This is a genomic window from Streptomyces sp. NPDC002793 (genome assembly GCF_040295485.1).
Lineage (GTDB): Bacteria > Actinomycetota > Actinomycetes > Streptomycetales > Streptomycetaceae > Streptomyces.
Window position 1 is genome coordinate 204074 of sequence record NZ_JBEOVL010000003.1, and the last position, 26809, is coordinate 230882.

The window sequence follows — 26809 nt, forward strand, 5'->3', positions numbered from 1 at the left end:
ACCCTCCCGTTTCCGTGCACTGCCCCATCGGCCGGGTATGTGCGGATGAAGCCTCGCATTGCCCTATGAGGTAGACACAATCAACCCCTTCTTCGCCTGACTGTCACCATGGATTCGCCGAAGAAGTCCGGACACCGACGGACTGCGGCCGTCCCGCGGGCCTGGGATCAGCTCTCGTACACCGGCAGGTCCGCCTGCCAGGCCGTGAAGAGGGGGACGTCCGACGAGCCGTCCAGGACGACGACGCCGAAGGGCCGGTCGAAGGCGATGTGCCGCGCCACCCGCGGCCGCGCGGCGGCGGACCTCGTCGCCACGACGGTGACCGCCGCGGCCTCCACGCCCTTCTCGGCGATCTTCACCACCGCCTCCTGGAGCGCCTCGGAGATGTGGAGGCGCGCGGGTGAGAGGCCGGAGAAGTCCGCCGCGGCGGGGTCGGTCGCGCGCCGCACACCGAGCGCCGCCAGCTGCTCCGTGATCCGGATCCTCGTCCGCAGGGTGAGGCGCGGCAGGGAGAGGGTCACCGCGTCCGCGTCCGGCGCGGACCGCGATTCCGCGGGGGCCCACGCCCGGGGCAGTACCCGCGCCGCCCCCTCACCCGGTTCCCCCAGGACGAACCTGACCCGTGCGGGAGCCGCCCCGCCCGGCTCCGCCCGGCAGCGCAGTTCGACGACGTACGCGCCGGCCACCGTCCACGTGTCCCGCACCGGCACCGGCGCGTGCATCGTCGGCACCGGCAGGATCGTGCCCGCGGCATCGGTGAAGGGGACGTCACGGGTGCGGGCCATGTCGAAGGGCGCCTCCCAGAGCGCCTTCAGGGCCAGCACGTTGACCAGGGCGAGCGCGGTGTCGCCGCCGAGGTCCAGCGGCAGCCGCTCGACGAGGCCGCCGGTCTCCTGACGGACCCACGCGTCGATCTCCGCGACGTCGACCGGGCCGAAGGCGACATCGGGCAGCGACTGTTCGTACTCCGGGTGGAGCGGCACGGCGTTCCACACCCGGGTCGCCACGTTCAGCGCCCCGGTGCGCCGCCAGTCCCGCGCCGCCTCCGTCACCGCGTCCGCGGCCTCCCGGCCTGCCACGCCGAGCAGGGTGCGCAGCTCCCCGGCCGTCTCCGTACGGGCGCCTGCCGCGACTGCGGTCAGGGCCAGCCACAGTCCGGCGGGCGAGCACACGAAGCCGCCCCCGTCGGGCCGCTCCAGCTCCCGTATCCACCGCTCTCCCAGCCGCTGGACGGCTGCCGTCCTGTCCCGCATCATCACTGCCCCCTGCACGTATTAATGGTTCGTCATCCCGTCACACTCCGCCCAGAATGAGGCAATGACCTGGACCGTGACCCCCGAACACTTCGGCAGCCCCGAGGCGGCCCTGCTGCGGCGGGACTACTACGACGAGGTGGCGAGCCGGTACTGGGGCCGTCCGGCGACCACGGCGGAGATCGACGAAGGGCTGCGGGACGACGGCGTCGACCGGCTCGCCCCGCCCACGGGTGAGTTCCTGGTGGGCCGGTACGAAGGCAAGGCCGCGAGCTGCGCGGGGCTGCGGCTGGTCGACGCGGCCACGGCGGAGCTGACCCGGGTGTTCGTCCGGCCCGCATTCCGCTCGTCGGGCGGCGGCGGTCTGCTGCTCGCGGGCATCGAGAGCGCCGCGCGGGCGTACGGGGTGCGCCGGATCCGCCTCGACACCCGAGACGACCTGGTGGAGGCCCGCGGGCTGTACGCGAAGCACGGCTACCGGGAGGTCCCGGCGTTCAACCAGGGCCCTTACGCGGAGCACTGGTTCGCCAAGGAGCTCTGAACCCCGCCGGCGTGGTCAGCCCACCGAGTGGTCGCGGCGCGGCTCGGGCATGTGCGGCTGTTCCCGACTCGACCCGCTCACCTCGGCCGAGAGCTCCGTCACCAGGTGGACGAGGTCCGTGGGCCGGTCAGGGCCCCACCAGTCGCCCAGCAGCTCGGCCAGGGACTCCTCACGGGCCCGGGACAGCCGGACCACGGCCTCCGCTCCCTTCTCGGTGAGGACCAGCTGCATGCCCTCGCGCCGGGCGTAGCCGCGTCCCTCCAGCTGGCCGGCGGCGGAGGTGATCACCCTCAGCGGCACGGGGGCGACCTCGGCGAGCCGGCCGGGTTCGACGGTGCCGTGCCGTTTGATGCGCAGCAGCAGCCAGCTGGCGGCGGGCTGCAGGTCGTATCCGGCCTTCTCGGTGATCTTCTCGTAGATCTCCCGGCGCCCCTCCCGGGTGGCGAGCACCGACAGGGCACGGGCACATTCGTCGTACGAGGAACGCTGGACCGGGTTCGAGGCCAGGGTCTCACTGGTGTCGGGTGCGGTCACCGACCCGCGCAGGGGTTCCTCCTTGAGGAACCAGGCGAAGAGAAACGCCACGAGGACGACGGGGGCCGCGTAGAGGAAGACATCGGTGATCGCGGTCGAGTAGGCGCTGAGGACCGAGGGGCGCAGATCCGCGGGGAGCCGGCCGATGGCCCGGGGGTCGGCGGCCAGTGCCCCGGCGTCGACGCCGGGCGGGAGGGAGCGGCCGCTCAGCGCGGCCTCGAGTTTGCCGGACAGCCGGTTGGTGAAGATGGTGCCGAAGACGGCAACGCCGAACGAGGCGCCGATGGACCGGAAGAACGTCGCCCCGGAGGTGGCGACACCGAGGTCCTCGTAGCCCACGGAGTTCTGGACGATCAGGACGAGCACCTGCATCACCAGGCCGAGTCCGGCGCCGAAGACGAAGAAGCAGAGGCTCATCGTCCAGGTGGAACTGTTCTCGGAGAGCGTGTGGAGCAACAGCAGGCCGACCACCGTGAGGGCGGTGCCGGCGATCGGGAAGACCTTCCAGCGGCCCGTCCGGCTGACGATCTGGCCGGAGCCGGTCGAGGTGAGCAACAGGCCGAGGACCATCGGCAGCATGTGCACACCGGACATCGTCGGAGTGATGCCGTGCACGACCTGGAGGAAGGTCGGCAGATAGGTCATGGCCCCGAACATCGCGAAGCCGATGACGAAGCTGATGACGGCGACGAGGGTGAAGGTCCTCATCCGGAACAGCTTCAGCGGCAGGACCGGTTCGGCCGCCCGGCGCTCGGCCGCGACGAAGGCCACGAGCAGGGCCACGGCGAGGACCGCGAGGACGATGATCTGCGCGGAGCCCCAGGCCCAGGTGGTACCTCCGAGCGAGGCGACGAGGACCAGGCAGGTGGCGACGGAGGCGATGAGGAAGGTGCCCAGGTAGTCGATGGTGTGCTTGGTGCGGCGGACCGGGATGTGCAGGGCGGCGGCGATGACGAGCAGCGCGACGACGCCGACGGGCAGGTTGACGTAGAAGACCCAGCGCCAGCTGAGGTGCTCGGTGAAGAAGCCGCCGAGCAGCGGTCCCAGCACGCTGGTCACCCCGAACACCGCACCGAACAGGCCCTGGTACTTGCCCCGTTCGCGCGGGGTGACGATGTCGCCGACGATCGCCATCGACAGCACCATCAGTCCGCCGCCGCCGAGCCCCTGGAGGGCTCGGAAGCCGATCAGCTGGGGCATGTTCTGGGCCACGCCGCAGAGCGCGGAGCCGATGAGGAAGATGACGATGGCCGTCTGGAAGAGCTTCTTGCGCCCGTACTGGTCGCCGAGCTTGCCCCAGAGCGGGGTGGCCGCGGTCGCCGCCAGCATGTAGGCGGTCACCACCCATGACAGATGGTCCAGGCCGCCCAGCTCGCTGACGATCGTGGGCAGCGCGGTGGACACGATGGTCTGGTCGAGTGCCGCGAGCAGCATGCCGAGGAGCAGCGCGCCGATGGAGACCAGGACGCTCCGCCGGGACCTTCCCTCACCGGGTGCGAGGGGTGGCGGGCTCAGCTGCTGGGCCATGAGCATCTCCTTGGGTCCGCTTCACCCCCATCCTGGCCGCTCCGTACCGTTATGGCCTGCCGAGCGGCCCCACGGGCGTTGGGCTTCCCTGCGGCGGCCTGCATAATCGCAGGCAGTTCAAAGGGGAGGGGAACCCACGATGACCGGACATATATGCCCGGAGTGCGGCGGCGAGCAGGGCGCGAGACCCGGGGCGGGGTGCGCCTGCGGAAGGGGTGTCGCCGGTGCGGGTACGACCGCCCGGGCGGGGAGCGACGCCCGAGCGGCGGAGATCGCGGCGGCGGAGGACTTCGATCCGCTGCGGATCCGGCCGTACGTGACGCTGAACAGCGACGACACGCAGGACCGGAGCCACGACGCTCCCGCCGCGGCCACGACGATGCCGTTGTTCCTGGACGGCGGGCCGGGCGCCGCCGGGCCGGGGGGCGGACCGGGGGTGCTGCCCGACGCCGTCGTCGCGGACGGGACCCGTCGGCGTACGGCCGCGGCCTACGCGGGCAGCGGCCCCGACCCCGTACAGCCACGCCGTCGGCGGCCGTTCGCCGTGATCGCCGCGGGAGCGGCGGTGGCGGCGGTGGTGGGCACGGCCGCGTTCGCGAGCGGCCTGTTCGACGACGAGGACGACCGGGAGACGGCACTGCCCGAGGTCACGAGGAGCGCGCCGGACGCGAGCACCGAGCCGGCCGCTTCCGTCTCCGCGTCACCGCCCGCGTCCCCCTCGGCCGCACCGTCCCGGTCGGCATCGGCGTCGGCGTCGGCGTCCCCCTCCGTGTCCGCGAGCCCGTCGGCGTCGCGTTCGGCCGCCGCTCCGTCGTCGCCGACACCCTCGGCGTCCGCGACGAAGGCCCCCACCACTCCACCGGCGCCCGCGCCGCCCGCGGAGGAGGGATCCGGGACCACGCTGCGACGTGGGGACCGCGGGCCGGAGGTCTTCGAGCTGCAGCGGCGACTGCAGGAGGTCTGGGTCTACCGGGGGCCGGCGGACGGCACCTATTCGGGGCAGGTGGAGCAGGCCGTCGCCGAGTACCAGCGGTGGGTGTCGGTCAAGAGCGATCCGCCGGGTGTCTACGGGCCGGAGACCCGTCAGGCACTGGAAGCACGGACGAACGGCGGCGGCGGCGGAGGACACCGGTCCTGAGAGGTGCGTCCTGCGGCCTCAGGAACTCGGGGAGTCAGGGATTGGCGTTTTGGCGGAGGTTTTTGTATCGTGATGGAACAAAGTAGCCTCCGCTCGTTCTCCCTGACCGGCGGGCGGGGCTGCTTGTTTTCTTCACCACAGCTACGAGCTGTTCCCCCGCGCTCTGGAGCATGCCGATGTCGGCCACCGTCCTCGAAGCCCGCGCCCTCCTGCTGGACATGGACGGCACCCTCGTGAACTCCGACGCGGTGGTGGAGCGCTGCTGGCGCCGCTGGGCGGTCGCACAGGGCCTCGACCCCGAGTCGGCGCTCAAGGTGGTCCACGGCCGCCAGGGTTACGCCACGATGGCCGCCCTGCTGCCGGACCGCCCCATGGAGCAGAACCACGCGGAGAACCGGATCATGCTGGACGAGGAGACGGCGGACACGGACGGCGTGGTGCCCATCGGTGGCGCACCCGCCTTCATGGCGTCGATCGCCGGGCTCCCCCACGCGCTCGTGACCTCGGCCGACGAGGCCCTCGCCCAGGCGAGGATGACGGCGGCGGCCCTGCCGATGCCGGAGACCCGCGTCACCGCCGAGATGGTCGGCGCCAGCAAGCCCGACCCCGAGGGCTTCCTCAAGGGCGCGGCCGAGCTGGGCTTCGACCCGGCGGACTGCATCGTGTTCGAGGACTCCGAGGCGGGCATCACGGCGGGCCGGGCGGCCGGCATGCGCGTCGTGGGTGTCGGCCCGCGCGCGGCGGCGCTCTCCCCCGACGCCCACGTCGAGGACCTGACGCGGCTCAGGGTGGAAGCGGGCGCGGACGGCACGGTCCGTCTGCACATCGACGCCCGATAACCCTCCCCGCCCCGCTCTCACTCCCGGTGCAGCCTCCCCCGCGCGACCAGTTCCAGCACCAGCGCGACGGCCACGGCCTGCACCGCCATCAGCGCCACCAGGACGAACAGTTGCACGGCGCACGCCTCCACGGGTGAGGCGCCGCCCAGCAGCATGCCCACGAAGGCCCCGGGCAGGGTGACGAGCCCCACCGTCCGGGTCTGGTCCAGCCCCGGCAGCAGCGCGTCCGACGCCGCGGGCCTGGCGATCTCCAGCCGGGCGTCCCGGTCGAGCAGACCGAGCGCCATTCCGGCCTCCACCTCCCCCTTCCGCGTCGCGAGTTCGTCCAACGCGCGCCGTCCACCGAGCACCGTCGCGGTGAGCGCTCCCCCGATGAGGATGCCGGTGACCGGGATCAGCGCGATGCCCCGCACCGGGAGGAGCCCGGTCAGCAGCAGCACCGCGACCACGGGCACGACCCCCGCACCGATCGGGAGCGCGGCCCACCACCAGGTGCGGTTACGGGTGAGCCGCCGGCCCGCGGTGCGCACGGCGACCGCGAACATCAGCACCAGGAAGCCGAGCAGGGGCCCCAGGGAGCGCACCACCCAGCCGATGAGCAGGGAGACGGCGGCGAGCTGCACCGCGGCGCGCAGCCCGGCGACGGCGATCTCACGGGACCGGCCCAGCGAGGCCCACGCGGCGACGGCGGCGGCGGACACCAGGAGCAGGGCGAGCACGACACCGAGCGTGGGAGTGACCGGAAGCAGCACACAGCCACCCTAGGGCGCCGCGTGGGCGCCCCGGATCCGGTGGGCCGTCAACCACCGGCGTCGAACACCCTTCGGACGGCACGTCAGACCGAGCGCTCCACCCCTTGATGTGACGTGCGCATGTCGGCACTCTGTTACCTGGTGACCACCCCACCGAAACCCGGCGCCGCGACACTGGTCCGGCTTCGTCGGTCGCCCGCTCAACATCCCCCCACGACAAGGGAGTTCGCATGACAGGTGTCTACGCGCGTCGCATAGCAGTCCTCGCCGCCTCGGCCGCACTCGCCACCACCACCGGGCTCCTCACGGCCCCGACAGCCCAGGCCGCGATGCCCACCCCGGTCAGCGCCTCGACCGCCCGTACGTATCTGGGCCAGCTCACCGTGTCCACCGAGGGCTCGTCGTCCGGCTACAGCCGCGACAAGTTCCCGCACTGGATCACCCAGTCGGGAGCCTGCAACACCCGCGAGGTGGTGCTGAAACGTGACGGCACCGGCGTCGTGCAGGACTCCTCCTGCGCCGCGACCAGCGGCAGTTGGTACTCGGAGTACGACGGCGCCACCTGGACCGCGGCGTCCGACCTGGACATCGACCACATGGTCCCGCTCGCCGAGGCCTGGCGCTCCGGGGCGTCGGGCTGGACCAACAGCCAACGCCAGTCCTTCGCCAACGACCTGACCCGCCCCCAGCTCATCGCGGTCACCGACAACGTCAACCAGTCCAAGAGCGACCAGGACCCGGGCGAGTGGCTCCCGTCGCGCACCACCTACCGCTGCACCTACGCCCGCGCCTGGGTCCACGTGAAGCACCACTACGACCTCACCGTCGACTCCACCGAGAAGAACGCCCTGCAGTCCGTCCTCAACGGCTGCTGACCGCTCTCCCCGCCCGGCGGGACCCACCCGGTGGAGGGCCACGCATCGAACGACGTGCGCGGCCCTCCACCGCACCGCCACACGCGGCGACGTGTTCCCCCGGCGGAACCAAGCAGACCTCCTCCGTCGTTCCGTAACCTACGGAGCCATCGGTCACGCCGACGCGAGGAGAACACACATGGCCGGGCTACGCCTGGGACCACTGCTGAGATACGTCGACTGGGAGTCCGGTTCACGGGCGACGGTCTGGGTGGAGGCGACCAGGCCCTGCACGGCGGAGGTCCGCTGCGCGGACGGGGCGGCCGGCACCTCGCCGACGTTCGCCGTCGAGGGGCACCACTACGCCCTGGTGGTGGTGACGGGCCTGACACCCGGCTCGACCACTCCGTACGAGGTGCTGCTCGACGGCCGCCGCGTGTGGCCGCCGGAGGACCACCCCTTCCCGCCGAGCAGCATCACCACTCCCGCCGTACCGCAGCCCGAGGAGGCGGGCCCGGTCCGGGTGGCCTTCGGCTCCTGCCGCTGGGCGGCCCCACCGGCGCACGGACACGACGCCATCGGCCCCGACGCGCTCGACGCGCTGGCCACCCGCCTCGCCGCCGACCCCGAGGCCGTACGCCCGGACGTCCTCCTGCTCCTCGGCGACCAGGTGTACGCGGACGAGACGTCACCGGCCACCGAGCGGCGGCTCGCCGCCCGCCGCGACCTGTCCGAGGCCCCGGGCGCGGAGGTCGCGGACTACGAGGAGTACACCCACCTCTACGACGAGTCCTGGCGTGACCCGGACGTGCGATGGCTGCTCTCCACGGTCCCCAGCTGCATGATCTTCGACGACCACGACGTCATCGACGACTGGAACACCAGCGCCGCCTGGCTCCGGGACATGCGCGGCACTCCGTGGTGGCACGAGCGGATCGTCAGCGGGCTCATGTCGTACTGGGTCTATCAGCACCTCGGCAACCTCTCCCCCGACGCCCTGGAGGCCGACCCGGTCTACGCCGCCGTGCGCGCCGCACCGGACGGTACGGAGACGCTGCGCGGCCATGCGGCGGCGGCCGACGCCGACCCCTCACGGGCCCGGTGGAGCTATCGGCGTGTTTTCGGCCGAGTACGGCTGCTGATGGTGGACACCCGGGCGGCCCGGACCCTCGACGAGCAGCAGCGGTCGATGCTCCGCGACGGCGAGGCCAAGTGGCTTCGCGAGGAGATGCTGGCGGACCCCGGCGCGGTGGACCACCTGCTGATCGGCACCTCACTGCCGTGGTTGCTGCCGCCCCTCATACACGACGCGGAGACCTGGAACGCCGCACTGTGCCGCGGTGACCGGGGCGAGCGCTGGGCGCGTTTCGGGGAGAAGGTGCGCCGGGCCGGTGACCTGGAGCATTGGGCTGCCTTCCCGGAATCCTTCCGGCGGCTGACGGACCTCCTCAGGGAGGCGGGGAGCGGACCGGACGCACCCGCGACGGTATGCGTACTGTCGGGGGATGTGCACCATGCGTACATCGCCGAGCCCCGGTGGTCCGATTCCGCCGGGGAGTCCGCCCCTGCCGCACACGTCCTGCAACTGACCTGCTCTCCCGTCCACAACTCCATCCCCGGATACATACGTACGGGATTCCGCTTCGGCTGGAGCCGGGCGGGCCGATGGCTCGGGCGTGCGCTGGCGCGCCACGGGCGGGTGGGAAGCCCTCCGATGGACTGGCGCAAGGCGGGGGGACCGTGGTTCGGCAATCAGCTCATGACCCTGACCCTGCATGGCCGAAAAGCTGCGCTGACATTGGTTCAGGCCAGGGCCGAGCCGACGGGGGCACAGCTCGAGACCGTTCTGGAGCGCTCTCTGACGTCGAACGGATGACCAATTTTCAGCCACTCGACAGAATGTTGAACTTGCAAGCAATATTGAGGTCACCCTAACCTGAGGGGCCCCGATCGGTTCACGTCCCCAGACCGAAGGAGCCCCTCCCCCCATGTTCATACGACTGAACAGGGCCCAGCCCTACGCGCTCGGCCTCTTCCGCATAGTCATCGGATTCCTGTTCGCCTGCCATGGCGCCGCCTCACTCTTCGGGGTCCTCGGCGGCTCCATGGGTGGCGGGACCGTACCCACCGGCACCTGGCCGGGCTGGTACGCCGCGGTGATCCAGCTCGTCGGCGGCACCCTGGTAGCGCTCGGCCTCGGCACCCGGGTCGCCGCGCTCATCTCCTCCGGCTCCATGGCCTACGCCTACTTCAAGGTGCACCAGCCCGAGTCGCTGTTCCCCCTGCAGAACGGCGGCGAGGCCTCGGCCGTCTTCTGCTGGGCCTTCCTGCTGCTCGTCTTCACCGGCTCCGGCGCCGTGGCCCTGGACCGGCTGTTCTCCCCGCGCGGCGCCCCCGCGAGCGAGAAGGAGCCCGACCGCGAGAAGGCACAGGCCGTCTCGGCCTGACCCTGGCGCCCCCACTCGTTTCCCGAGCCCCGGCCCCCCTCCCCCGAGGGGGGCCGGGGTCGTACGTGACCTGCGCGACATCGGCCGCCCGTCCGGTGAATACCAGGTGAACCGGGTGAACGGCAGGCGTACGCTGTACAGCTGGCCCTGCCGCTCCTGCCGCTCCCCTGCGACGTCGCGGCGTTGACACGGAACACGGGAACGGGGAGTAGAAAGTGCTCGAGAGTGTGGGCGCGCTGACCGGCAGCCCATGGATCTACGCAGTGGTCGCCCTCTCGGTACTCCTGGACGTCTTCCTGCCCGTCCTCCCCAGCGGTGTGCTGGTGATCACCGCGGCCACCGCCGCGGCCGCGAGTACGACCTCGGTGACCGCCGCGGCCGGCGAGGCCACCCGGCAGGTGCCCTCGCTCCTGGCCCTGGTCCTCTGCGCGGCCAGCGCATCGGTCCTCGGCGACCTCGTCGCCTACCGCCTCGCCTGGCGCGGTGGCGACCGCCTCGACCGGGCCATCGCCCGGTCCCGACGCCTCACCTCCGCACAGGAGCGCCTCGGCGCGGCCCTGAGCCGTGGCGGAGGGGCACTCGTCGTCATCGCCCGTTTCGCTCCGGCCGGCCGCTCCGTGGTGTCCCTGGGCGCGGGTGCCGCTCACCGCAAGGTGAAGGAATTCCTCCCGTGGTCGGCCGTGGCGGGAGTGGCCTGGGCGGGCTACAGCGTCGGCCTCGGCTACTTCGGGGGCCAGTGGCTGGGCGCGGGCTGGCTGGGCACGGCCGTCTCCGTACTCGCCCTGTTCCTGGCGGGCGCCCTCGCGGCGCTCGTCGTCCGCCGCCCCGCTCACGCCGCCACGACGGTGCAGGTCACAGGGGCCCCGGCCGGAACCTGACGGCCCGCGCGGACCCTCAGGCCCGCGCCGCGCCCCGTATCTCCAGGCCGTCCAGCAGTCGCTGGGTCGCCTCGGCGATCTCTGCCACGGCACGGTCGAATACCTCCTGGTTGTGCGCGGCGGGCGCACGGAAGCCCGACACCTTGCGCACGTACTGCAGAGCGGCTGCTCTCATCTCCTCCTCGGTGGCCTCATCGGGGATGGCTGGTGGACGAAGCGTCTTGATGCTGCGGCACATGCCTCCAGTGTGCGACGCACCACTGACAATCGCGGGCGGGGCCGTCACGTCCCCCGCCCGTCGCCGAGCCGTTCGATCGCCGGAATGACGTAGCTTCTGTCGAGAACGGCCTGGTCGGGCAGGTGGAGCCGGAGCACGGGCCGGAAACGGCCGGCCGGCACCGGCAGCCAGTTCGCCGCCCCGGCGGGGCCGGCGGGCCGTTCCGCCGACAGGTACAGCGTCACCGAGCCGTCGGCGCCCCTGACGAGCCCGGGGGTCCGGTCCCCGATCGCGTACCGGTCCGCCGCGTGCGCGACCAGGTGGCCCCCGGGGCTGTCGTACACGGTCAGTGACCAGAATGACCGGACCGGCGGCGTCGGGGCGAGGCGCAGGACGTAGCGGTGGGCCCCGTCGAGCGGGCGGCCCCGCGAGTCCCGGGCCGTGTGGGCGTACACCGCCTCGTAGCCATGGGGCAGCCAGCGCCCCCTCCGCGCCGCGACCGCCCTGACCAGGTACGACACCTCCCGGTCGGGGATCGTCCACTCCGGCGTGCCGAGCGTGCCCACGCCGAAGTGGTCCAGGTTGTAGTCACTCAGGTGCGGCGTCGCCTGCCAGGCGTCCGGCGGACCGTCGGCGGCGAGGGCGGGCCGTCGGGCCGCCTCCTCCACACGGAGCCTGCCCAGCGCGAGCCCCCGCCGCAGCGCGCGTACGAGACCGGGGCCGGCCGACACGTACGGTGAGATCCCCTCCTCCAGGAGCCCCAAGGGCTGGAAGCGGTCCTGGTACGCGCGATCGGCGGCGGCGGGAGGGAAGTCCGCCATCCACACCCGGAGCTCCTCGAAGAAGCGCAGCTCCCCCGGTACCCCGGGCTCGGTCGCGGGGAGCCCGGTCCGGTGGGCGCGGTCGCCCAGATGTGTGAGTGTGAGCTCCTGCTGGAGCGCTCTGACGCGTGGCATGTCCTCGGCCCCGTCGCAGGCGAGGCGACCCACGACGGAGACGACGGACGTGGGCGCGTCGATCACCCCCGACACCCCGTCGGGCACGGTACCGGCCCAGCCGGGCGGCACGATCAGCCAGTCCCCCTCGCCCGTGCCGGTGGCCCTGCTGCCGAGGTAGGCGAAGGCGTTGCTCCACGCGTCCACGAACTGGAGGACGTAGTACGCCCCGCCGGTGTCCGGGACGTGCAGCCTGACCGGCCCCCCGGAGAGGTCGAGCTGCGCGAGCGCGTCGACGAGGTCGGCCGGAGCGTACGGGGTGTACGTGGCCGGTGTGGCCGGACCGTCCGCGTGGGCGAAGTCGTTGAACGCCGCCGGCACCCCGCCGCTCTCCTGGAGGCGGGCCTGGACGGCCGACAGCCGGCGGACGAGCGGCGACCCGTAGACGTACGCGTCGGCGGCAAGCGCCGTCAGCGCGTCCGGCTCCAGGCCGCCTCGTCCCGGGCTCACGTCAGATGACCGGCTTCGTCCGGTGGGTGCACAGGGCCCAGATCACGAAGGTGTCGAGTGCGATGGAGATGATCGCCCACAGCGGTTGGTACGGCAGCCAGACGAAGTTGGCGACCATGTTCAGGGCGGCCAGCCCGATGCCCACACCCCAGGCCCATGCCGCGCCCTTGAGGATGCTCCATCCGACGAGCGCGAGGATCACACCGAGGATCAGGTGGATCCATCCCCAGGCGGTGACGTCGAACTTGAACGTGTAGTCGCTGATGCGCCTGTACACGTCGTCGGACGCGATGCCCGCGATCCCTTTGAAGACGGCGAGGATGCCGTCGACGAGGAGCACGACGCCCGCGAACATCACGCCGCTCGCCGCCCAGACGCTGCTGGGATCGGAGCCGGGGGGCCTCGGGGAACCGGACGTGGAGGTTGACTGGGACATGGGAACTCCTCCGTTCAAAGGACCGCCCCGCATCGCTGCGGGCAGGTTCGACCCTGCGTGACCGCCTCCCCCACCACGACCCGGACGCACCCGGACGGGTGACGGCCGCTGCCTCTCAGGCCCCTTCCGCCGTCACGACCTGCCCCTGGGCGCCGACCGTGATCACGACCCGCTCGACCCTGTTCGTCACTGCCAGAACGGCCCACACGACGCCCCACAGACAGCACGAGAAGACCGTCAGGAACGCGTGCAGCACATGGTTGACCGGCTGCCCTCGCACCAGTACGGCCTGACTCCCGGACCTGGACTCCACCCGCCACCCGGCCACGACCCGCCGGCCCACCACCCAGTCGAGGATCAGACCCCGCTGTACGGCGTCGGGGGCCCCTCCGCCCGCCTCGTAGTAGCCCGGGGGAGGTTCGAGTGACACCTCGCGCCGACGTGCTCCACGACGCTTCACGGCGCTCACCTCCAGGTGTCGAGATCCCCGCCCCGCCACTCGATCAACTCCGGCCGGTCCAGATCGATCTCCTCGGCCCCCTGGGCCAGACCGGCCTTCCGGAGGAACGAGGCGACGTCCCCACGCCCGTGCGCCAGCCCGACGATCTGCCCGCGCACGGTCACCCGCCGGCCACCGGTCGACGAGGGCGGATACACGATCACAGGGGGGTGTCCTGACATGCCTCCACCGTCCCCCGTGCCCCGTCGGCTCGCATCCCGGGGCCCACCGGAATCCTCAGCTCCTGGAACCACCGGGGTCACGGGTGTTCACCGATCCGATCCGGCCGGGTGTTCTCTCAGCTCGGAGCCGAACCCGTTCGTCGCCGGTCACGCGCACGTGCACGGTGATGGGCCTCGCGGAGCAGCCGGCGCACCGCCTCGTCGGTCCGCCGCCCCGGATTCACCACCGCGAGCCAGCCGACGGAGCCGTAGACGGGGTGCGCGATCACCGTGTCGGTGACGCCGGGGTCCGCGTCCGGGACTGCTTCGCGCGGCACGTGACCGGTCCAGTCCCTGAACGCCTCCTTCCCGGCGGCGACATTGACACGGAAGGCGTCCGGGCGGTCCAGGCGCGACTGCTCGTCGCCCGGACCGTCCTTCGTCACGATCGTCGCGAAGGGCTGGGTCGTCGTCGGCATGACGCCGTCAGGTGCGTAGTAGAAGAACGTGTCCCCCCAACTGATCTCCGGTGAACCGTCGTCGGGTCCCGGCCTGACAGCCAGGGTCCCGTCGAGGTCTTCCACGAAGGCGATGATGTCGTCGATGGTCATGTGGTCAAGCGTTTCATTAAGGTGCTTGTGGAGACTTCGAGCCGTGGCAGGGGGAATACCGGGTGCCAACTCTCCACTCGCTGTCCCTACGCACGGCCGACGTCGCGCGACGGTCCGGGTACTCCGTCCAGCAGATCCGCAACCTCGAACGGGACGGAGTCCTGCCACCTGCCGCGCGCACGGCTTCCGGCTACCGGATCTACGGGGAGGTCCACCTGCGGTCCGCCCTTGCCTACCGGGCCCTCGCGATCGCCACGGGACCGGTCGAGGCCAAGCGGATCGTCCGTGCCGTACACGAGCGCCCGGCCACGGAGCTGCTCGCGCTGCTCGACGCGGCCCACGCCCGGCTCCACCGGGAGCGTACGGACCTGGCACTCGCCAAAGAAGCCGCCGCGTCGATCTCCGCCGAGCTGATCGAAGACGTGCGCCCGTCGGACTCGATGGGCGTCTCCGAACTCTCCGCCGCACTCGGGGTGCGCCCGTCGACCTTGCGGCACTGGGACGCCGAAGGGCTCGCCGTCCCTGACCGGATCCCCCCACGGGGCGTGCGACGGTACTCCCCGGCCCAGACCCGGGACGCCCGGATCGTGCACCAGCTACGTGGCGCCGGCTACCGCATCGAACCGCTCCGGGCCTTGATGGCGAGCCTGAGACGCGGGAACGGACGGGAGGACATCGGAGCCGCGCTGGCCGTCAGGGACGCGAGCATCGAGGCCCGCTCCCGCGCACTCCTGGACGCCGCTGCCCCTCTCGGCACGGTCCTCGCAGCGCGATGACGGGGCCTGCGGTCACCGCTGGACCCTTGGATTAGGCTCCGCGTGTTCGCACACGTGACCGAGGGGGCGTCCATGACCGATTCCTGCGGAGACGACAGTCAGGCCGAGGACGATCTCCCGGGCGGCGGAAGACCCCGGCGCCGGAGCAGGCTGTCACGCCTCGGGATCGCCGCGCTCGTCCTGGCGGTGCCGGCCGGGGGCATCCTCTGGCTGTTCCAGGACGAGCTGTTCCACCCGTTCGGCGACCCACGGGCCTGCGAGGGCAGCGACGCGAGGCTGTCCGACGCGATCGGCACGCTGCTCCCCCCGGACGCCTCCGACGTCCACTACGTCACTCACGACGGCCGCTCCGAGGTCTCGTTCGCGAGCGGTCGGACAGCGGAGTTCCTCCACCGTGCGAACCTCGTGCCCCAGGGGGAGTCCCCTCTCGACGGGCAGGACGGGGGTGCCTACGCGCTCGGTGAAGGCGACAGCGAACTCCCCGAGGGACTGTGCGGCCCCGGCATCCGGGGCCCCGTCGCGTCCTATACGGGCACGGCGGTCACCGTGCTGGTCGAACGCTCCCCGTACACCGTCGAACGCTTCCGGAACCCGGCCCGCGTGATGGTCACGTACACCCAGCCCTGAGCCTCCTCGGAGCAGGTGCACGCGGCACGCACGCGACCGGCTGGAAAAACGCTCAAGAACCCTCGGTGAAGCGTACGGACCAGGCGTATCCGCTCAAGTTGTCCTGTGGGACGCGCCGGACCTCTCTGACCTGGCAACCGTCGTGGGCGTATTTGAGCGCGAAGCGATCGAGGCGCTGCGCGTCGGTGAGATCCTCCATGGACAGAGGCGCTCCGACGACAAGGTCTTCGTGAAGGACCGAGTCCGGTGTGGCGCCTTCCGGGCAGGTGGAACAGTGGTGCGTTTTCGGTAGGGCCATACGACCAGTGTCCTCCTGTTCCGGACGCCCTGTCGCACACAGCGGCACATGGCCGCCCCCGGAGCGCCGCAGCCGAGCAATGAGCCGAGGGCACAGAGCTCCTGGAATCGGGCCATGGACAGGACCGACCGCGCCGTCCGGGTGATCGCGGCACCGCCGGCGCATGTCTACGGCGCACTCCTCGACCGGGAGTCCCTCGAGGTCTGGCTGCCGCCGGACGGCATGCACGGTCGGATCGAGCGGCGGGATCCCCGGCCCGGTGGCGGGTTCCGGATGGTCCTCACTTACGTCGATCCTGACGACAGCCTCGGCAAGACCTCGGACACCACGGATGTCGTCGACATCGGGTTCGCCGAGCTGGTTCCCCCGGAGCGCGTGGTGCAGCGGGCGGTGTTCGTGTCCGACGACCCGTCGTTCGCGGGCACGATGACGATGACCTGGCACCTCGCTGCCGCCGGTGACGGGACGGAGGTCACCGTCACCGCCACGGACGTGCCGCCGGGCATCGACCGAGCGGACCACGAGACCGGGATCGCCTCCTCGCTGGCCAACCTGGCGTCGTACGTCGAAGCGGTCGGCTGACTCCGGTCGGCCGCACCAGGCGGGCCCGGGGGGCGGCGAGTTGACCGGCCGGACCGGCACTCCTGGGTAGCCGAGCGCGTCGATGGCCTTCACGATCAGAGCCCGCGCCTCCGCCCCGTACACCGCCGTTTGCCGCATCTGCTCGAACGCCCGCACATACAGGTCGATCTCGCTGGGCTGGGTGATCCGTACCTGAGCCGGGGGACGCACAGATATGCGCATGGCCGGCGTACACGCCGGAACCCACCAGTACGTTCCCCGCCTGCCGGTGCCCCCGATGCGAGAAGCCTTCGCCATGACCGCCCCTCCCCGCCCGCTCCCCGGGCCGGAGTGGCTGACGTGGGATCAGTCCGCCGGCCGCGCCTGCGTCTCCTGCGCGCAGCAGCTCACCACCGGAGCGGTCCGTGTCGGCACGATCCGCGGCACGTCCCGCACGCCCTCGTCCGGCAGGTCCGGCCGGGCGGGATCATCGTCGCCCCGCTCGCACGGGACTTCTGGTCCGGGGCCCTGGCCGAGCTCCACGTCCGGGACGACGGCAGTGCTGTCGCCTGCCGGGGCCCAGGTGTGGGTGAGCCGGGATGACGGTGCCGCCGCCGTCGCCGCCACACAGGAGGACGTCTGGCAGTACGGCCCCGGGTTCCTGTGGGAGGAGATCGAGCAGACCTGGCTGGAGTACGCCGCACTCGGGCATCCCGACCCCGCTCAGTTCGGGCTGACAGTGACCGCCCGGGGCCAGCAGGTCTGGCTCCGCGCCCCGCACGCCGTCATCGAGCCCACCAGGCCGGGGCGTCGGGCTTGACGCGAGGGCGCGCCTCATGGCGCAGGGGCCGGACCCCGTCCGTCGCGTAGGTGTCAGGCCCGGAACAGTGGTGTCCGGGGCTCGGAGATCCGGACCGGCGTGATCACGTACACGTCCCCACCGGCGAACAACCCGTCGAGGACCGTGTCGTACCTCCCCAGGACAACGGCGTACTCGCTCTTGTCCTCTGCGTACCGCTTCGACTCCGGCAAGCTGTGGAAGCGCACCCAGACATGCCGGCACGAGTCGATGCCCGGCGCCCACCACCCTCAGTCGGGCAGCGTTGCCCGAAGGGGCAACTTCCGGTTTCCGTAGGGGTATCGCGGCAGGCTACCCTTGTGGGGCTTCGGAGTTGACCCGTATTGTCCGACCCTGACGTGCGTCCGGATCTGGTTGCGAGCGGGAACCGCCGCGGTGAGCAAGGAGTTTTTTGTGCGAGTGGGCGGCCGGGAGAAAGCGAACGAGCGGTCCGACGCGAAGGCGGCGGCGAACCCCGGGCGGCGTCAGCCGTCCACCGCGCCACACGTCAGCAGTCTGCTCTCGCTGCAGTCGAGCATCGGCAACCAGGCTGTCGTGCAGATGCTCCGGCAGGCGCGTCACGGGGAGCGGGAAGAGCACATGCACGGTGCGGGTTGTGGCCACGAGAGCGCGCAGCAGCCCTCGGTGCAGCGCTCGACCGTGCCCGACGTGCTGCGCGGGGCCGGTCGTCCGCTGGACTCGGCCCTTCGCGCCGATCTGGAGCCCAGGATGGGCGCGGACTTCTCCGGCGTCCGGGTCCACGACGATGCCGCTGCCCAGGCGTCGGCCGCCGAGGTCGGGGCCAGCGCCTACACCGCGGGCAACCACATCGTCATCGGCAAGGGCGGGGCCGACCGGCGCACCATGGCCCACGAACTGACCCATGTGATCCAGCAGAGCCAGGGTCCGGTCGCGGGAACGGACAACGGCTCGGGGCTGCGGGTCTCGGACCCCTCCGACCGCTTCGAGCGCGAAGCCGAGGCGAACGCGGCGCGCATCGTGTCAGGCCCGGCTCCGGTCCAGCGTCAGGCGGACGACGCCACACACGAGGCCGCACCCCTCCAGACCTCCTCGGGAGCGTCCGCGTTCATGGTGCAGCGCACGGTGGAGGAGGACCTGACCGACAATCCGCAGAACTTCCTGGCGACCAACATGCTCTCCATGGACGTGGTGTCGGGCATGCAGGCGCGCTGGAGCCGGAAGGAACTGGATGCTGCCTACGCCAACCTCGGGAAGATCCTGGGCAGCCTGACCCGTCACTGGTTCGTCCTGACGGCCGACCCGCGGCGACAGAGTTCCGGCCCCGCGTACCTGTTGACCCCCGCCCTGGAGATGTACGTGGCCGACGAGGAGTACCAGAAGAAGCACTCGTTCCTGCAGGCGCTCGTCGGGCACCCGGATCTGCCGGCCGTCCAGCCCGAGGGCAGCTACCTCCGCTCCTCGTACGTCCCCTACCTCACGGGTGGCGCGAGCAATCCCGAGACGGATGTGGGTCACCAGGAGATCCCGCGGGAGCCGGGGAACGCTCCGGGGGCGGGCCTCGTCTTCACGGCCACGATGAACGGATGCGCGCTCGCCGTCACCGGAAGCTCCCAGGGGCCGGGCATGTTCCGGGCCTGGCACTACCAGTCGCCCGGCAGTCGGATGGCGGACGCACTGGAGTTCCAGCACGCTCAGGGCACCATGGACTGGTTCGGCGACGAGGAGTACATGAGCTCCGGGGCCGACAAAGCCCTGCCGGAGGTCACGAACATGCTGAGCTCCGGTCCGAACGGCTGGGAGATCCTTGGCCAGGAGGTCCTGACCTCCTCGTCCGACATGGGTGACGCACGCATCGGCAAGACCTCCGCCCGTCCGCTCAACCTGGAACCGGCTGACGAGGGCGGGAAGTTCAGCCAGGCCGGTGCGGTCTACAAGGGCCTGGCCCACAAGCACCTGGGCGAGGTCAACAAGGCGGGCGAGGCGGTCAAGAAGCACAATGCGCCGGAGGACGTACAGGCCACGGTCACCGAGGCCCGACAGACTGTGGCCGCCGGTGCGAGTAAGATTTTCATCGCCGGGGGTGCCGCCGAACTGCTCGACGTCGCCACGGCGGCCAACCGCGCTTCCGGTGTCACCCGCTTGTCTCTGCAGGCCATGCTCACCAAGCACGAGCCCAGCAGAGACGAGCCATGGTTCGGCAAGCTGGAGTATCTCCTCAAGACGGTCGAAATCTACCGCCGGTGGCTGTCGGAGCTGCGGCCCGCCGCGGAGCGCCTGCAGCAGCCCGCAAGCTAGGGCGTGTTTCGAAAGTAGCGCCGTCCGCCCGAAGGGCGGGGCCGGCGGCGTCTGGTGCGTGCGATCGCAAGGCGGAGGGTCACCCCGACACTGGATGTCTCGGGGTGATCCCGACAACGCGGCGAGCGTGCGTGCCAGGCGCCGCCTGGCAGGCGGGACTTTCGAAACACGCCCAAGTACTCCGGTCGGCCATGAGGCGTAACGCTGGGGGTCGTCGCGCATGTCGTCGGCCTCCCGGCGCCCGCCGGGCTTCGCGTGATCCGGCTGCACGATGCCCGGAACGGCTGCGACCCTGCCGACCGCTGCAGGCGTCCGCCCCGCGTCGTGACGGAGATCCTCGGGCACGGTCACGACCGTGGGTGACCTCGCCCGTCTATGCCAGCAGTAGATGTCAGAAGGCCCCGGACCAATACCGGTCCGGGGCCTTCTCCCTCGGTGGGCGCGGGCAGTTTCGAACTGCCGACATCTGCTTTGTAAGAGCAGCGCTCTACCCCTGAGCTACGCACCCGTGGATGAGGCAACAGGTTACATGGCTCACGCCCCTGGTCGGGAATCCGGCCCCCCGGGCCGACCGGCCCTCGCCCCACCCGGCGCTCATCGGGGCCTTACGGGGGATATCCCCACCCCGGAGACGGTAGCCGTCCGGATCGTTCCGGGGGTGGGCCCGTACATACGGTGGTGCCACATCGGCAGCGCTCTCAGGGGGACTCGACATCATGACCATCCGTACACGACGCACCCAGGCACTCGTGGCCACCGCCGGGACCGTGCTGCTCGTCGCCGGGCTCAGTGGCTGTGGCAGTGCGGATGCGGAGGATGCCACCGTCGAGCACAAGTCGTTCGCCTTCAGCGGGAAGGCGCTGTCCATCGACGCCGAGAACTCGACCCTGGATCTCGTGCCCGCCGACGTCGAGCAGATCGAGGTGACCCGACGGGTCGACGGTTGGGTCATGCTGGGCAGCGGGCCGGATCCCGTGTGGAAGCTCGAGGGGGACGAGCTGCGGCTCGAAGTGAAGTGCCGGGCGCTGGTCAGCAACTGTGAGGCGCACCACGAGGTGAAGGTGCCCCGGGGGCTGGCGCTGACCGTGCAGGGGGACAACGGCAGGGTCACAGCGGCCGGCTTCACCGAGCCGCTCAAGATCACATCCGACAACGGCGAGATCAGGGTGCGTGACGTGTCCGGGCCGCTGGAGCTGAGCGCCGACAACGGGTCGGTCGACGCCGAGCGGGTGTCGGGGAGCTCCGTGATCGCCCGCTCGGACAACGGGGAGGTCAGGATCGGGCTGACCCGGGTCCCGGACCTGGTGGACACCGTGAGTGACAACGGCAGCATCGCGATCGACCTGCCGGCCGGGAAGAGTGCGTACGCGGTGTCCGCCGAGGCCGACAACGGGGACGTCTCCGTCCGGGTTCCCCGCAGCGACAGCAGCAAGCACGTGGTCAAGGCGCGCAGCGACAACGGCGAAGTCACCGTCCGAACTGCGAACTAACCGGCCCGTGCGTTCGTCCTAACTGGTGGGAGAATGAACCGGGCAGGGCGAATCGGCACGGGAGAGGGATGTGACGGCGACACACACGCGGCCGCAGGCGAAAGCGAGTGCTGGTCCCGCCGTCAGGGACGTCCTGGTGCTGATGATGCTGCCGGTGCCGCTGGTCATCGCGGCGTTGCCGGGCGCCTTCGCCGGTGGGGGCACGCGCCGCTGGTTCGGGGGCCGCGGTGAGAATCAGAGGGCTGACGCGCAGGCCGCGAAGGACGCGGCGGCCGCCGCGTTCTACGAGCTGGACACCGCGCAGCGCGATCTCCGGATCTCCATCGAGACGATCATCGCCGTGGACAGTTCGCCCCGTGCCCGTAAGGCTGCCGAGGACTTCGCGGCCCTGGGGCGGCGGATCGACGAGGTCAGCCACGCGTACATCTCCGCGGTCGACGCCCATGATCTCGACCGGGACGATCTGGAGCCGTCGGCGGCGGCCGGTGCGCGGACGCAGCTGACGCGGGCCACGGACGAGCTCGTACGGGTGAAGGGTGAGCTCGACCGGTTCGCGCAGGGTCTCGGGACCCTGCTCAGCAGCGCGGAGACCCAGCTGGCGCGGCTCGCTCCCGCTGTGGAGCGGGCCCGGCAGACCCTGCTCGCCGCGAGCAACGCCCTGGACGCGGTGCGCGCCTCCGGGCTACGGGCGGACGATCTCGCGGCCCGGCTCGCCGCCCTCGCCCCTGAGCTGACCAAGCTCAACCAGGGCGCCGGACAGCACGGCGTGGCCGAGACGCTGCACCGCGCCGACCAGGTGCTGCGGGACGCCGAAGCGGTCCGGGCCGAGGCGGAACAGCTGCCCGAGCGGGCCGCCGAGATCGACCGCCGCCTGGTGTCGCTGCGCACCCGGGCCCAGGCGCTGACGACACGTACCGGGCAGGTCGAGCCGGTGCTCAGCGAGCTCCGGCGGCGGTTCTCGGCCGCCTGCTGGCAGGACCTGCAGCCGGTTCCCGAGCAAGCGGCGGTCAATGTCCGGCAGGCCGAGGCGAAGCTGGCGGAGGCCGCCGAGGCGCGCTCCGAGCAGCGCTGGCCCGATGCGACGTCCCGCCTGAGTACGGTCCGGGCGCTGCTCAACGCCACCGATGAGGCGGTGTCGGCAGCCGGTGACCGGTTGCGGCAACTCGACGCGGTGGCCGAGAATCCGCAGGCGGAGATCGACCGCACCCGGTTCGCGATCCGGGACGCCCAGCGTCTCGCCATGACCGGACGCCACACCCCCGACCCGCGCCACGCCCGCCCGCTGGACGACGCCGTGGAGCGGCTGGACCGGGCGATCGCCGGGCTCGACGGGCGCCACCCCGACTACTGGCACTTCCTCACCGAGACGGAGGCCGTGCGGCAGACGGCGAACCGGGTGGTGTCCGCGATCCGTGAGGAGCTGGGAGGCGGAGCCTGAGCCGCCCGGCCCCACGACCGTAAGGGCTGATTTGTCCCCGGCCGCTGTTGGGCCGATCCTGGAAGTACGCAGCGGTTTCCGCTGAGGCGTACCTGGCCGCACCCGGCCGAAGGAGGCCGTCATGGCCACACACGTCCTGCATCCGCATCACAGGCGACGGCACGGCAAGCCCACCCGGCGCGAGGCGATCCGGCTCGACGAGCACCTGCCCGTCGACCACGGTCTCAGCCGGTTCTACCGGGTGGGCGCGGGCCTGATGGGATTGCTCCTCCTCGCCTTCGGCATCCTTGGTCTCGTCGACCGCATCGGCTTCTTCGACACCGGCGGCGACACGGTGGCGGGCCTCAACACCAACGGTGCGCTGAGCATCCTGTCCATCTGCGTCGGGCTGCTGCTCTTCGTCGGCATGGTCATCGGCGGGAACTTCGCCTCGACGCTGAACATGGTGCTGGGCGTCGCGTTCGTCCTCAGCGGGTTCGTGAATCTGGCCCTGCTGGACAGCAGCATGAACTTCCTGGCCTTCCGCATGCAGAACGTGCTGTTCAGCTTCGTGGTCGGGCTGCTGCTGATGATGTTCGGCATGTACGGGAGGGTCAGCGGCGGGCTGCCGCACGACAATCCGTACTGGCGCGCCCGCCACCCGGAGCAGGTCGCACGGGAGGAGCGCCGCGCCGTCGCCCCGATGCCCGAGGTCGCGAGGGGAAGCGCCAGGGGCAAGAGGCTCTAATCTGGGGCCATGCCTCGTTACGAATACCGCTGCCGCCCCTGTGGCGAGACGTTCGAGCTCAGCCGTCCCATGGCCGAGTCGTCCGATCCTGCTTCCTGCCCCGCCGGGCACGAGGACACCGTGAAGCTGCTCTCCACCGTGGCCGTGGGCGGCTCGGCCGGCTCCGCCCCGGTCTCCGCCCCCGCGGGTGGTGGCGGTGGCGGCTGCTGCGGCGGGGGCTGCTGCGGCTGAGCCCTCCTGTCAGACGTTCAGCGGGTCGGCGGCCCGCAGGAAGCGGCGCAGGATCTCCTCGCCCGCGGCGCCGCCGCGCTCCCGGAGCACCTCGGTGTCGGGCGCGCCCCAGCCGCAGTCGGCCAGCTCGCCGTGGCCCGGGCGCCAGGCCCGGTCGGCGGCGAGCAGCAGGTCGGCGTCCAGCAGCGAGTCACCGGCGGCGAGCGTCAGTGTCGCACCGCTACGGCGGGCCACCTCGCGCATCGCGGCGCTCTTGGTGAGCGGCTTGGGCACGGCGTAGACCTTGCGGCCCTGGAGGGAGACGGTCCAGCCCCGCGGGTCCGCCCAGGCGGACAGCTCCTTCACCCAGCCTTCGGGGAGGCCTGCCCTGTCGACGACGAGGTAGGCGAAGAGGTCTTCCGCGACCCGTTCCTTGAGCAGCCACGAGGGGTCGCCGACGGCCTGGAGGTGGGCGCGGACCTCGGCCAGGGAGGCGCACTCGTCTGCGATCCGGCGGACCACGTGCTCGTGCCAGTCCGGATCGGAGACGCCGTCGACCAGGATGTGTCCGCCGTTGGCGCAGATGGCGTACCGGGGTGCGGGGCCGGGCAGGTGGATGCGGTTGTACTGCTCCCGGGTCCGCGTGGTGGTCGGGACGAACACGGTGGTGCGGGCCAGTTCGTCGAGCAGTGCGGCGGCCGTCTCGGTCATGTAGCTGAGGGGTGCCCCGCCGTACACCTCCACGCAGAGCAGGCGTGGGGCCTGTTCGTCGGGCATGGTCAGCTGGAGGGAAGCCGCCGAGTAGATGAGGGTGCGGTCGAGGTCGCTGGCCACCAGTGTCACGGGGGCGGGCGGGGGCGTGGCCCCGGGCACGGGTGCGCTGCCGGTGTCGGTCACTTCGCCGTCACCGCCGTGCCGTCCGCACCGGTGGCGCCGCGGGTGTATTTGGGGTGGATCAACCCGACGCAGGAGTAGGGGAGTTCCTCGACCTCCTCGACCGGGACACCGCGCTGCCCGGCGAGCAGCCGTACGTGGTCGAGGTCGGCGCCGGCTCCCCGCTTGGCCAGGATCTTCCACGGGACGCGGCGCAGCAGCACCCGGGTCGTCTCCCCGACGCCCGGCTTGACCAGGTTCACGTCGTGGATGCCGTACTCCTCGCTGATGCGCTCGACGGCGGCCCAGCCCTCCCAGGTGGGGGCGCGGTCCGCGGCGAGCAGTGTCTTCGCCTCGGCGTCGACGGCGTCGGCGACCTCGTCGAAGCGGGCGGCGACGGTGTCGAGGAACAGGCCGGAGACGTCGGAGTCGGCGAGTTCGCGGTAGAACTTCCCGCCGTGGAAGTCGTGCGGGCCGACCAGGTCGGAACGCAAGACCGTACGGGAGATCAGTCCGGACACCGTGGAGTTGAGGCAGGCGGACGGGATGAGGAAGTCCTCGCGCGTCCCGTACGTCCGTACGCAGCCGCCCGGGTCGGCCAGTACGGCGATCTCCGGGTCGAAGCCCTCGAACTCCTCCAGTGCCGCCGCGAGTTCGCGGGTGATGGCACCCTTCCCGGTCCAGCCGTCGACGAAGACGACGTCCGCCGGGTCGTGATGGGCGGCCAGCCACCGCAGGGCGTTGGCGTCGATCCCGCGGCCGCGGACGATGGAGACGGCGTAGTGCGGCAGGTCGAGGCCGTGCCGGTGCTGGGCCCAGCGGCGCATGAGGACCCCGACGGGTGTGCCGGCCCGGGCGAGGGAGACGAGGACGGGGCGGGGGCCCCTTTCGGCGAGGACGGTCTCGGTGACGGTGCCGACCGCCCGGGCGATACGGGCCGCCGAGGTGTCCAGGGCGGCCCTGAACAGCGCCTGGTACTGCGGGCTGGGCTGGTATTCGACGGGCAGCGATTCGGCGTAGTGCGCGCCGCCGCTCTGGATGGCTTCCTCACGCTCCTCGGTGGGGGCCTCCAGGGGCGCGTCCGAGAGGTCCTGGAGCAGCCATCCGACGTCGTCCGCCGCGTACGAGGAGAAGGCGGGTCCCCGGAGAGGGTCGGGCAGCATGGCGGCTTCCTGCCTGTGGGAGGTCCGGTGGGAGGCCGGCGAGGAACCGGCGCCGGGGGCCGGCGGAGGGACGTACGAGGGGACGACCGCGAGCAGGACCCGGTCGGTGTGCGCGGCGAGCCGGGCGAGCAGTCCGTCGGGGGCGTGCAGTGCGGGCGTGTCGGCGGTGGAGTCGACGACGGCGACGGCGGCGTCGAACCCCGCGCCCGCGACGTTGTAGGCGTACCGGTCGCCCGGCCCGTCGGCGGGGTCGTCGTGGGCGGGGAAGACGAGGCGGCTGCGTATGGCGTAGCCGGGGTCGTCGACGGCGAGCACGGGCGAGCGGGTGGTGGTGGAGTAACGCACCTCGGCGGTGGTGGCTTCCTCCAGCGCGGTGGCGAGGCGCAGGGGCGCGTACATCAGCTCCTCGAAGCCGAGGACGAGCACCGTGCGGGCGTCTCCCAGGGCGTCGGCGATGCGGCCCGCCATGGCCGGGAGGGCGGCTTCCAGGGCCGCGCGGTGCACCGGGGTGAAGCCGTGGCGTCCGCCGTCGGGTACGCCGGCCGGCCAGTCGAGGGTGACGCGCGCCGGAGCGCACCGCGGGGCGGGGGGCTCGCCCTCGGTGGCGGCCGCCTCCTGCGCGGCCACCAGGCCGCGGCCCTTCTCCAGGACGCCGTCCGGCAGGCGCACGGTGCCCCGGGCGCGGGCCACCAGGTCGACGCGGGCCCCGATCTCCTCGGCGAATCCGGCGAGCCGCCCCTGGTCGGCCTCGGACCGCATGTCGACCAGGGCGACGATGACGTACCGGTCCCGGGGGTAGCGCGCGTGGAGGTCACGGATGGTGTTGAGCACGGTGTTGCCGGTGGAGAACTCGTCGTCGACCAGGACGAGCGGCGAGCCGTCCCCGGTGGCGCTCAGCAGGCCGGGGTCCTCGGGCAGCAGCAGATGGGAGGTGGCGTGCGAATGCGCCTCCTCGAAACCGCCCGCCCGCGCGACTCCGGCGACGGGGCGCCGGGTCGAGTGGAGGTACGGGGCCACCCCGAGCCCGTCCGCGACGGCGTGGCCGAGGCCCGTGGCCGTCTCGGCGTAGCCGAGGACGACCGCGCGGCGGGCCTCGCTCTCGCCCAGCAGGTGCCGGACCCGCTCACCGAGCTCGTAGCCGACGCCGTGGACGACGGACGGCCGCTGCGGGACGTGCTTGCCCAGGACGTTCGACACGAGCAGGTGGGCCCGCTTCGGGTTGCGGCGCAGGGCGAGGCCCAGCAGTTCCCTGATCTCCCCGTCACCGGCGAGCTCGACCCCGAGCCGTCCGGCGACCCAGTTACCCGACCACTCCACGTCGTCCACTGCCTCTTCTTCCCGTAGGTGCTCGTGCGGTCGCCCGAGCTCCGGTGCCGCCCCGTGCTCGCCCATGCCCGCG

Annotated in this window: 27 protein-coding genes, 1 tRNA gene and 3 pseudogenes; 17 read left to right on the forward strand and 14 right to left on the reverse strand. The window is 71.8% G+C overall.

Going from position 1 to position 26809, the window contains the following annotated elements; all coding sequences use genetic code 11:
• Window positions 1-167: 167 nt before the first annotated feature.
• A complete protein-coding gene (locus tag ABT001_RS04190; RefSeq protein WP_351272421.1) occupies window positions 168-1256 on the reverse strand; it encodes a serpin family protein in 1089 nt (362 codons plus the stop codon).
• Window positions 1257-1317: 61 nt separating this feature from the next.
• Here ABT001_RS04190 and ABT001_RS04195 point away from each other — a divergent pair, with 61 nt between their 5' ends.
• The gene (locus ABT001_RS04195; protein WP_351272083.1) at window positions 1318-1794 is read left to right on the forward strand and encodes a GNAT family N-acetyltransferase; all 477 of its coding nucleotides are present in this window, start codon (window positions 1318-1320) and stop codon (window positions 1792-1794) included.
• Between the two features lie 15 nt (window positions 1795-1809).
• Here the strand turns inward: ABT001_RS04195 and ABT001_RS04200 are convergent, their stop codons facing one another.
• The gene (locus ABT001_RS04200) at window positions 1810-3855 is read right to left on the reverse strand and encodes an MFS transporter (RefSeq protein ID WP_351272086.1); all 2046 of its coding nucleotides are present in this window, start codon (window positions 3853-3855) and stop codon (window positions 1810-1812) included.
• A 139-nt stretch (window positions 3856-3994) separates the two neighbouring features.
• Between ABT001_RS04200 and ABT001_RS04205 the strand changes: the two genes are divergently transcribed.
• The gene (locus ABT001_RS04205; RefSeq protein ID WP_351272089.1) at window positions 3995-4993 is read left to right on the forward strand and encodes a peptidoglycan-binding domain-containing protein; all 999 of its coding nucleotides are present in this window, start codon (window positions 3995-3997) and stop codon (window positions 4991-4993) included.
• A gap of 176 nt (window positions 4994-5169) precedes the next feature.
• A complete protein-coding gene (locus ABT001_RS04210) occupies window positions 5170-5832 on the forward strand; it encodes an HAD-IA family hydrolase (RefSeq protein WP_351272092.1) in 663 nt (220 codons plus the stop codon).
• A 17-nt stretch (window positions 5833-5849) separates the two neighbouring features.
• Here ABT001_RS04210 and ABT001_RS04215 read toward each other — a convergent pair whose 3' ends face one another.
• Complete coding sequence (locus ABT001_RS04215) at window positions 5850-6584, reverse strand: ABC transporter permease (RefSeq protein WP_351272095.1); 735 nt, start codon at window positions 6582-6584, stop codon at window positions 5850-5852.
• Between the two features lie 230 nt (window positions 6585-6814).
• Here ABT001_RS04215 and ABT001_RS04220 point away from each other — a divergent pair, with 230 nt between their 5' ends.
• The 4 genes from ABT001_RS04220 (at window position 6815) to ABT001_RS04235 (ending at window position 10763) form a co-directional block, all read left to right on the forward strand.
• Complete coding sequence (locus tag ABT001_RS04220) at window positions 6815-7459, forward strand: HNH endonuclease family protein (protein ID WP_351272098.1); 645 nt, start codon at window positions 6815-6817, stop codon at window positions 7457-7459.
• A 178-nt stretch (window positions 7460-7637) separates the two neighbouring features.
• Window positions 7638-9314 (forward strand): alkaline phosphatase D family protein, encoded by a 1677-nt coding sequence (locus ABT001_RS04225; protein ID WP_351272101.1) that lies wholly within the window; start codon window positions 7638-7640, stop codon window positions 9312-9314.
• Between the two features lie 112 nt (window positions 9315-9426).
• Window positions 9427-9885, forward strand: a complete 459-nt coding sequence (locus tag ABT001_RS04230) for a DoxX family protein (protein ID WP_351272104.1) — start codon at window positions 9427-9429, stop codon at window positions 9883-9885.
• Between the two features lie 215 nt (window positions 9886-10100).
• Complete coding sequence (locus tag ABT001_RS04235) at window positions 10101-10763, forward strand: DedA family protein (RefSeq protein ID WP_351272107.1); 663 nt, start codon at window positions 10101-10103, stop codon at window positions 10761-10763.
• Between the two features lie 16 nt (window positions 10764-10779).
• Here ABT001_RS04235 and ABT001_RS04240 read toward each other — a convergent pair whose 3' ends face one another.
• The 6 genes from ABT001_RS04240 to ABT001_RS04265 form a co-directional block, all read right to left on the reverse strand.
• Entirely contained in the window at window positions 10780-11001 is a 222-nt protein-coding gene (locus ABT001_RS04240) for a DUF2277 domain-containing protein (protein WP_351272110.1), read from the reverse strand.
• 44 nt (window positions 11002-11045) lie between these two features.
• Window positions 11046-12425, reverse strand: a complete 1380-nt coding sequence (locus tag ABT001_RS04245; protein WP_351272113.1) for a DUF1254 domain-containing protein — start codon at window positions 12423-12425, stop codon at window positions 11046-11048.
• A 1-nt stretch (window position 12426) separates the two neighbouring features.
• Complete coding sequence (locus ABT001_RS04250) at window positions 12427-12861, reverse strand: DUF7144 family membrane protein (protein ID WP_351272116.1); 435 nt, start codon at window positions 12859-12861, stop codon at window positions 12427-12429.
• A 115-nt stretch (window positions 12862-12976) separates the two neighbouring features.
• The gene (locus ABT001_RS04255; protein ID WP_351272119.1) at window positions 12977-13321 is read right to left on the reverse strand and encodes a DUF8108 domain-containing protein; all 345 of its coding nucleotides are present in this window, start codon (window positions 13319-13321) and stop codon (window positions 12977-12979) included.
• 5 nt (window positions 13322-13326) lie between these two features.
• The gene (locus tag ABT001_RS04260; protein WP_351272122.1) at window positions 13327-13542 is read right to left on the reverse strand and encodes a hypothetical protein; all 216 of its coding nucleotides are present in this window, start codon (window positions 13540-13542) and stop codon (window positions 13327-13329) included.
• A 116-nt stretch (window positions 13543-13658) separates the two neighbouring features.
• Window positions 13659-14132, reverse strand: coding sequence for a DUF6194 family protein (locus ABT001_RS04265; protein WP_351272125.1), 474 nt, complete (start codon window positions 14130-14132; stop codon window positions 13659-13661).
• Window positions 14133-14194: 62 nt separating this feature from the next.
• Here ABT001_RS04265 and ABT001_RS04270 point away from each other — a divergent pair, with 62 nt between their 5' ends.
• The 3 genes from ABT001_RS04270 to ABT001_RS04280 all read left to right on the forward strand — a co-directional run bounded on the left by ABT001_RS04270 (window position 14195) and on the right by ABT001_RS04280 (window position 16415).
• Window positions 14195-14908 (forward strand): MerR family transcriptional regulator, encoded by a 714-nt coding sequence (locus ABT001_RS04270; protein ID WP_351272128.1) that lies wholly within the window; start codon window positions 14195-14197, stop codon window positions 14906-14908.
• Between the two features lie 72 nt (window positions 14909-14980).
• Entirely contained in the window at window positions 14981-15535 is a 555-nt protein-coding gene (locus ABT001_RS04275) for a hypothetical protein (RefSeq protein WP_351272131.1), read from the forward strand.
• Between the two features lie 412 nt (window positions 15536-15947).
• Window positions 15948-16415, forward strand: coding sequence for an SRPBCC family protein (locus ABT001_RS04280; protein ID WP_351272134.1), 468 nt, complete (start codon window positions 15948-15950; stop codon window positions 16413-16415).
• Window positions 16416-16487: 72 nt separating this feature from the next.
• On the opposite strand, the pseudogene ABT001_RS04285 reads toward ABT001_RS04280, so the two are convergent.
• A pseudogene (locus ABT001_RS04285) lies at window positions 16488-16613 on the reverse strand (transcriptional regulator); the annotation flags it as partial.
• Window positions 16614-16835: 222 nt separating this feature from the next.
• Here ABT001_RS04285 and ABT001_RS04290 point away from each other — a divergent pair.
• Window positions 16836-17214, forward strand: a pseudogene (locus tag ABT001_RS04290) (methyltransferase domain-containing protein); the annotation flags it as partial.
• Window positions 17215-17267: 53 nt separating this feature from the next.
• Here the strand turns inward: ABT001_RS04290 and ABT001_RS04295 are convergent.
• Window positions 17268-17441, reverse strand: a complete 174-nt coding sequence (locus ABT001_RS04295) for a DUF3885 domain-containing protein (protein ID WP_502967416.1) — start codon at window positions 17439-17441, stop codon at window positions 17268-17270.
• 205 nt (window positions 17442-17646) lie between these two features.
• Between ABT001_RS04295 and ABT001_RS04300 the strand changes: the two genes are divergently transcribed.
• Window positions 17647-19509 carry an eCIS core domain-containing protein gene (locus ABT001_RS04300; RefSeq protein WP_351272140.1) on the forward strand — a complete coding sequence of 621 codons (1863 nt, stop codon included), beginning with the start codon at window positions 17647-17649 and terminating at the stop codon, window positions 19507-19509.
• A 243-nt stretch (window positions 19510-19752) separates the two neighbouring features.
• Window positions 19753-19854 (forward strand): annotated as a pseudogene (locus ABT001_RS36040) (tyrosine-type recombinase/integrase); the annotation flags it as partial.
• Between the two features lie 91 nt (window positions 19855-19945).
• Here ABT001_RS36040 and ABT001_RS04305 read toward each other — a convergent pair.
• Window positions 19946-20017 (reverse strand) — tRNA-Val (locus tag ABT001_RS04305).
• 208 nt (window positions 20018-20225) lie between these two features.
• On the opposite strand from ABT001_RS04305, the gene ABT001_RS04310 reads away from it, so the two are divergent.
• From ABT001_RS04310 to ABT001_RS04325, 4 genes are all read left to right on the forward strand, one after another.
• On the forward strand, window positions 20226-20999 hold the full coding sequence (locus ABT001_RS04310; protein WP_351272143.1) for a DUF4097 family beta strand repeat-containing protein: 774 nt from the start codon (window positions 20226-20228) through the stop codon (window positions 20997-20999).
• Window positions 21000-21069: 70 nt separating this feature from the next.
• A complete protein-coding gene (locus ABT001_RS04315) occupies window positions 21070-22437 on the forward strand; it encodes a hypothetical protein (RefSeq protein WP_351272145.1) in 1368 nt (455 codons plus the stop codon).
• 121 nt (window positions 22438-22558) lie between these two features.
• Window positions 22559-23164 carry a DUF4383 domain-containing protein gene (locus tag ABT001_RS04320; protein WP_351272148.1) on the forward strand — a complete coding sequence of 202 codons (606 nt, stop codon included), beginning with the start codon at window positions 22559-22561 and terminating at the stop codon, window positions 23162-23164.
• Window positions 23165-23173: 9 nt separating this feature from the next.
• Window positions 23174-23395 (forward strand): FmdB family zinc ribbon protein, encoded by a 222-nt coding sequence (locus ABT001_RS04325; protein ID WP_351272151.1) that lies wholly within the window; start codon window positions 23174-23176, stop codon window positions 23393-23395.
• A 9-nt stretch (window positions 23396-23404) separates the two neighbouring features.
• Here the strand turns inward: ABT001_RS04325 and ABT001_RS04330 are convergent, their stop codons facing one another.
• On the reverse strand, window positions 23405-24271 hold the full coding sequence (locus ABT001_RS04330; protein WP_351272154.1) for an HAD family hydrolase: 867 nt from the start codon (window positions 24269-24271) through the stop codon (window positions 23405-23407).
• Window positions 24268-26802 (reverse strand): phosphoribosyltransferase, encoded by a 2535-nt coding sequence (locus ABT001_RS04335; protein ID WP_351272156.1) that lies wholly within the window; start codon window positions 26800-26802, stop codon window positions 24268-24270. The genes ABT001_RS04330 and ABT001_RS04335 overlap by 4 nt, the downstream gene beginning before the upstream one ends.
• Window positions 26803-26809: the final 7 nt, after the last annotated feature.

Coding starts and splice junctions, on each gene's coding strand:
- ABT001_RS04190 (WP_351272421.1), bottom strand. CDS start 1,256: ATGATGCGGGACAGGACGGCAGCCGTCCAGCGGCTGGGAGAGCGGTGG.
- ABT001_RS04195 (WP_351272083.1), top strand. CDS start 1,318: ATGACCTGGACCGTGACCCCCGAACACTTCGGCAGCCCCGAGGCGGCC.
- ABT001_RS04200 (WP_351272086.1), bottom strand. CDS start 3,855: ATGGCCCAGCAGCTGAGCCCGCCACCCCTCGCACCCGGTGAGGGAAGG.
- ABT001_RS04205 (WP_351272089.1), top strand. CDS start 3,995: ATGACCGGACATATATGCCCGGAGTGCGGCGGCGAGCAGGGCGCGAGA.
- ABT001_RS04210 (WP_351272092.1), top strand. CDS start 5,170: ATGTCGGCCACCGTCCTCGAAGCCCGCGCCCTCCTGCTGGACATGGAC.
- ABT001_RS04220 (WP_351272098.1), top strand. CDS start 6,815: ATGACAGGTGTCTACGCGCGTCGCATAGCAGTCCTCGCCGCCTCGGCC.
- ABT001_RS04225 (WP_351272101.1), top strand. CDS start 7,638: ATGGCCGGGCTACGCCTGGGACCACTGCTGAGATACGTCGACTGGGAG.
- ABT001_RS04230 (WP_351272104.1), top strand. CDS start 9,427: ATGTTCATACGACTGAACAGGGCCCAGCCCTACGCGCTCGGCCTCTTC.
- ABT001_RS04240 (WP_351272110.1), bottom strand. CDS start 11,001: ATGTGCCGCAGCATCAAGACGCTTCGTCCACCAGCCATCCCCGATGAG.
- ABT001_RS04250 (WP_351272116.1), bottom strand. CDS start 12,861: ATGTCCCAGTCAACCTCCACGTCCGGTTCCCCGAGGCCCCCCGGCTCC.
- ABT001_RS04260 (WP_351272122.1), bottom strand. CDS start 13,542: ATGTCAGGACACCCCCCTGTGATCGTGTATCCGCCCTCGTCGACCGGT.
- ABT001_RS04265 (WP_351272125.1), bottom strand. CDS start 14,132: ATGACCATCGACGACATCATCGCCTTCGTGGAAGACCTCGACGGGACC.
- ABT001_RS04275 (WP_351272131.1), top strand. CDS start 14,981: ATGACCGATTCCTGCGGAGACGACAGTCAGGCCGAGGACGATCTCCCG.
- ABT001_RS04280 (WP_351272134.1), top strand. CDS start 15,948: ATGGACAGGACCGACCGCGCCGTCCGGGTGATCGCGGCACCGCCGGCG.
- ABT001_RS04310 (WP_351272143.1), top strand. CDS start 20,226: ATGACCATCCGTACACGACGCACCCAGGCACTCGTGGCCACCGCCGGG.
- ABT001_RS04320 (WP_351272148.1), top strand. CDS start 22,559: ATGGCCACACACGTCCTGCATCCGCATCACAGGCGACGGCACGGCAAG.
- ABT001_RS04325 (WP_351272151.1), top strand. CDS start 23,174: ATGCCTCGTTACGAATACCGCTGCCGCCCCTGTGGCGAGACGTTCGAG.
- ABT001_RS04335 (WP_351272156.1), bottom strand. CDS start 26,802: ATGGGCGAGCACGGGGCGGCACCGGAGCTCGGGCGACCGCACGAGCAC.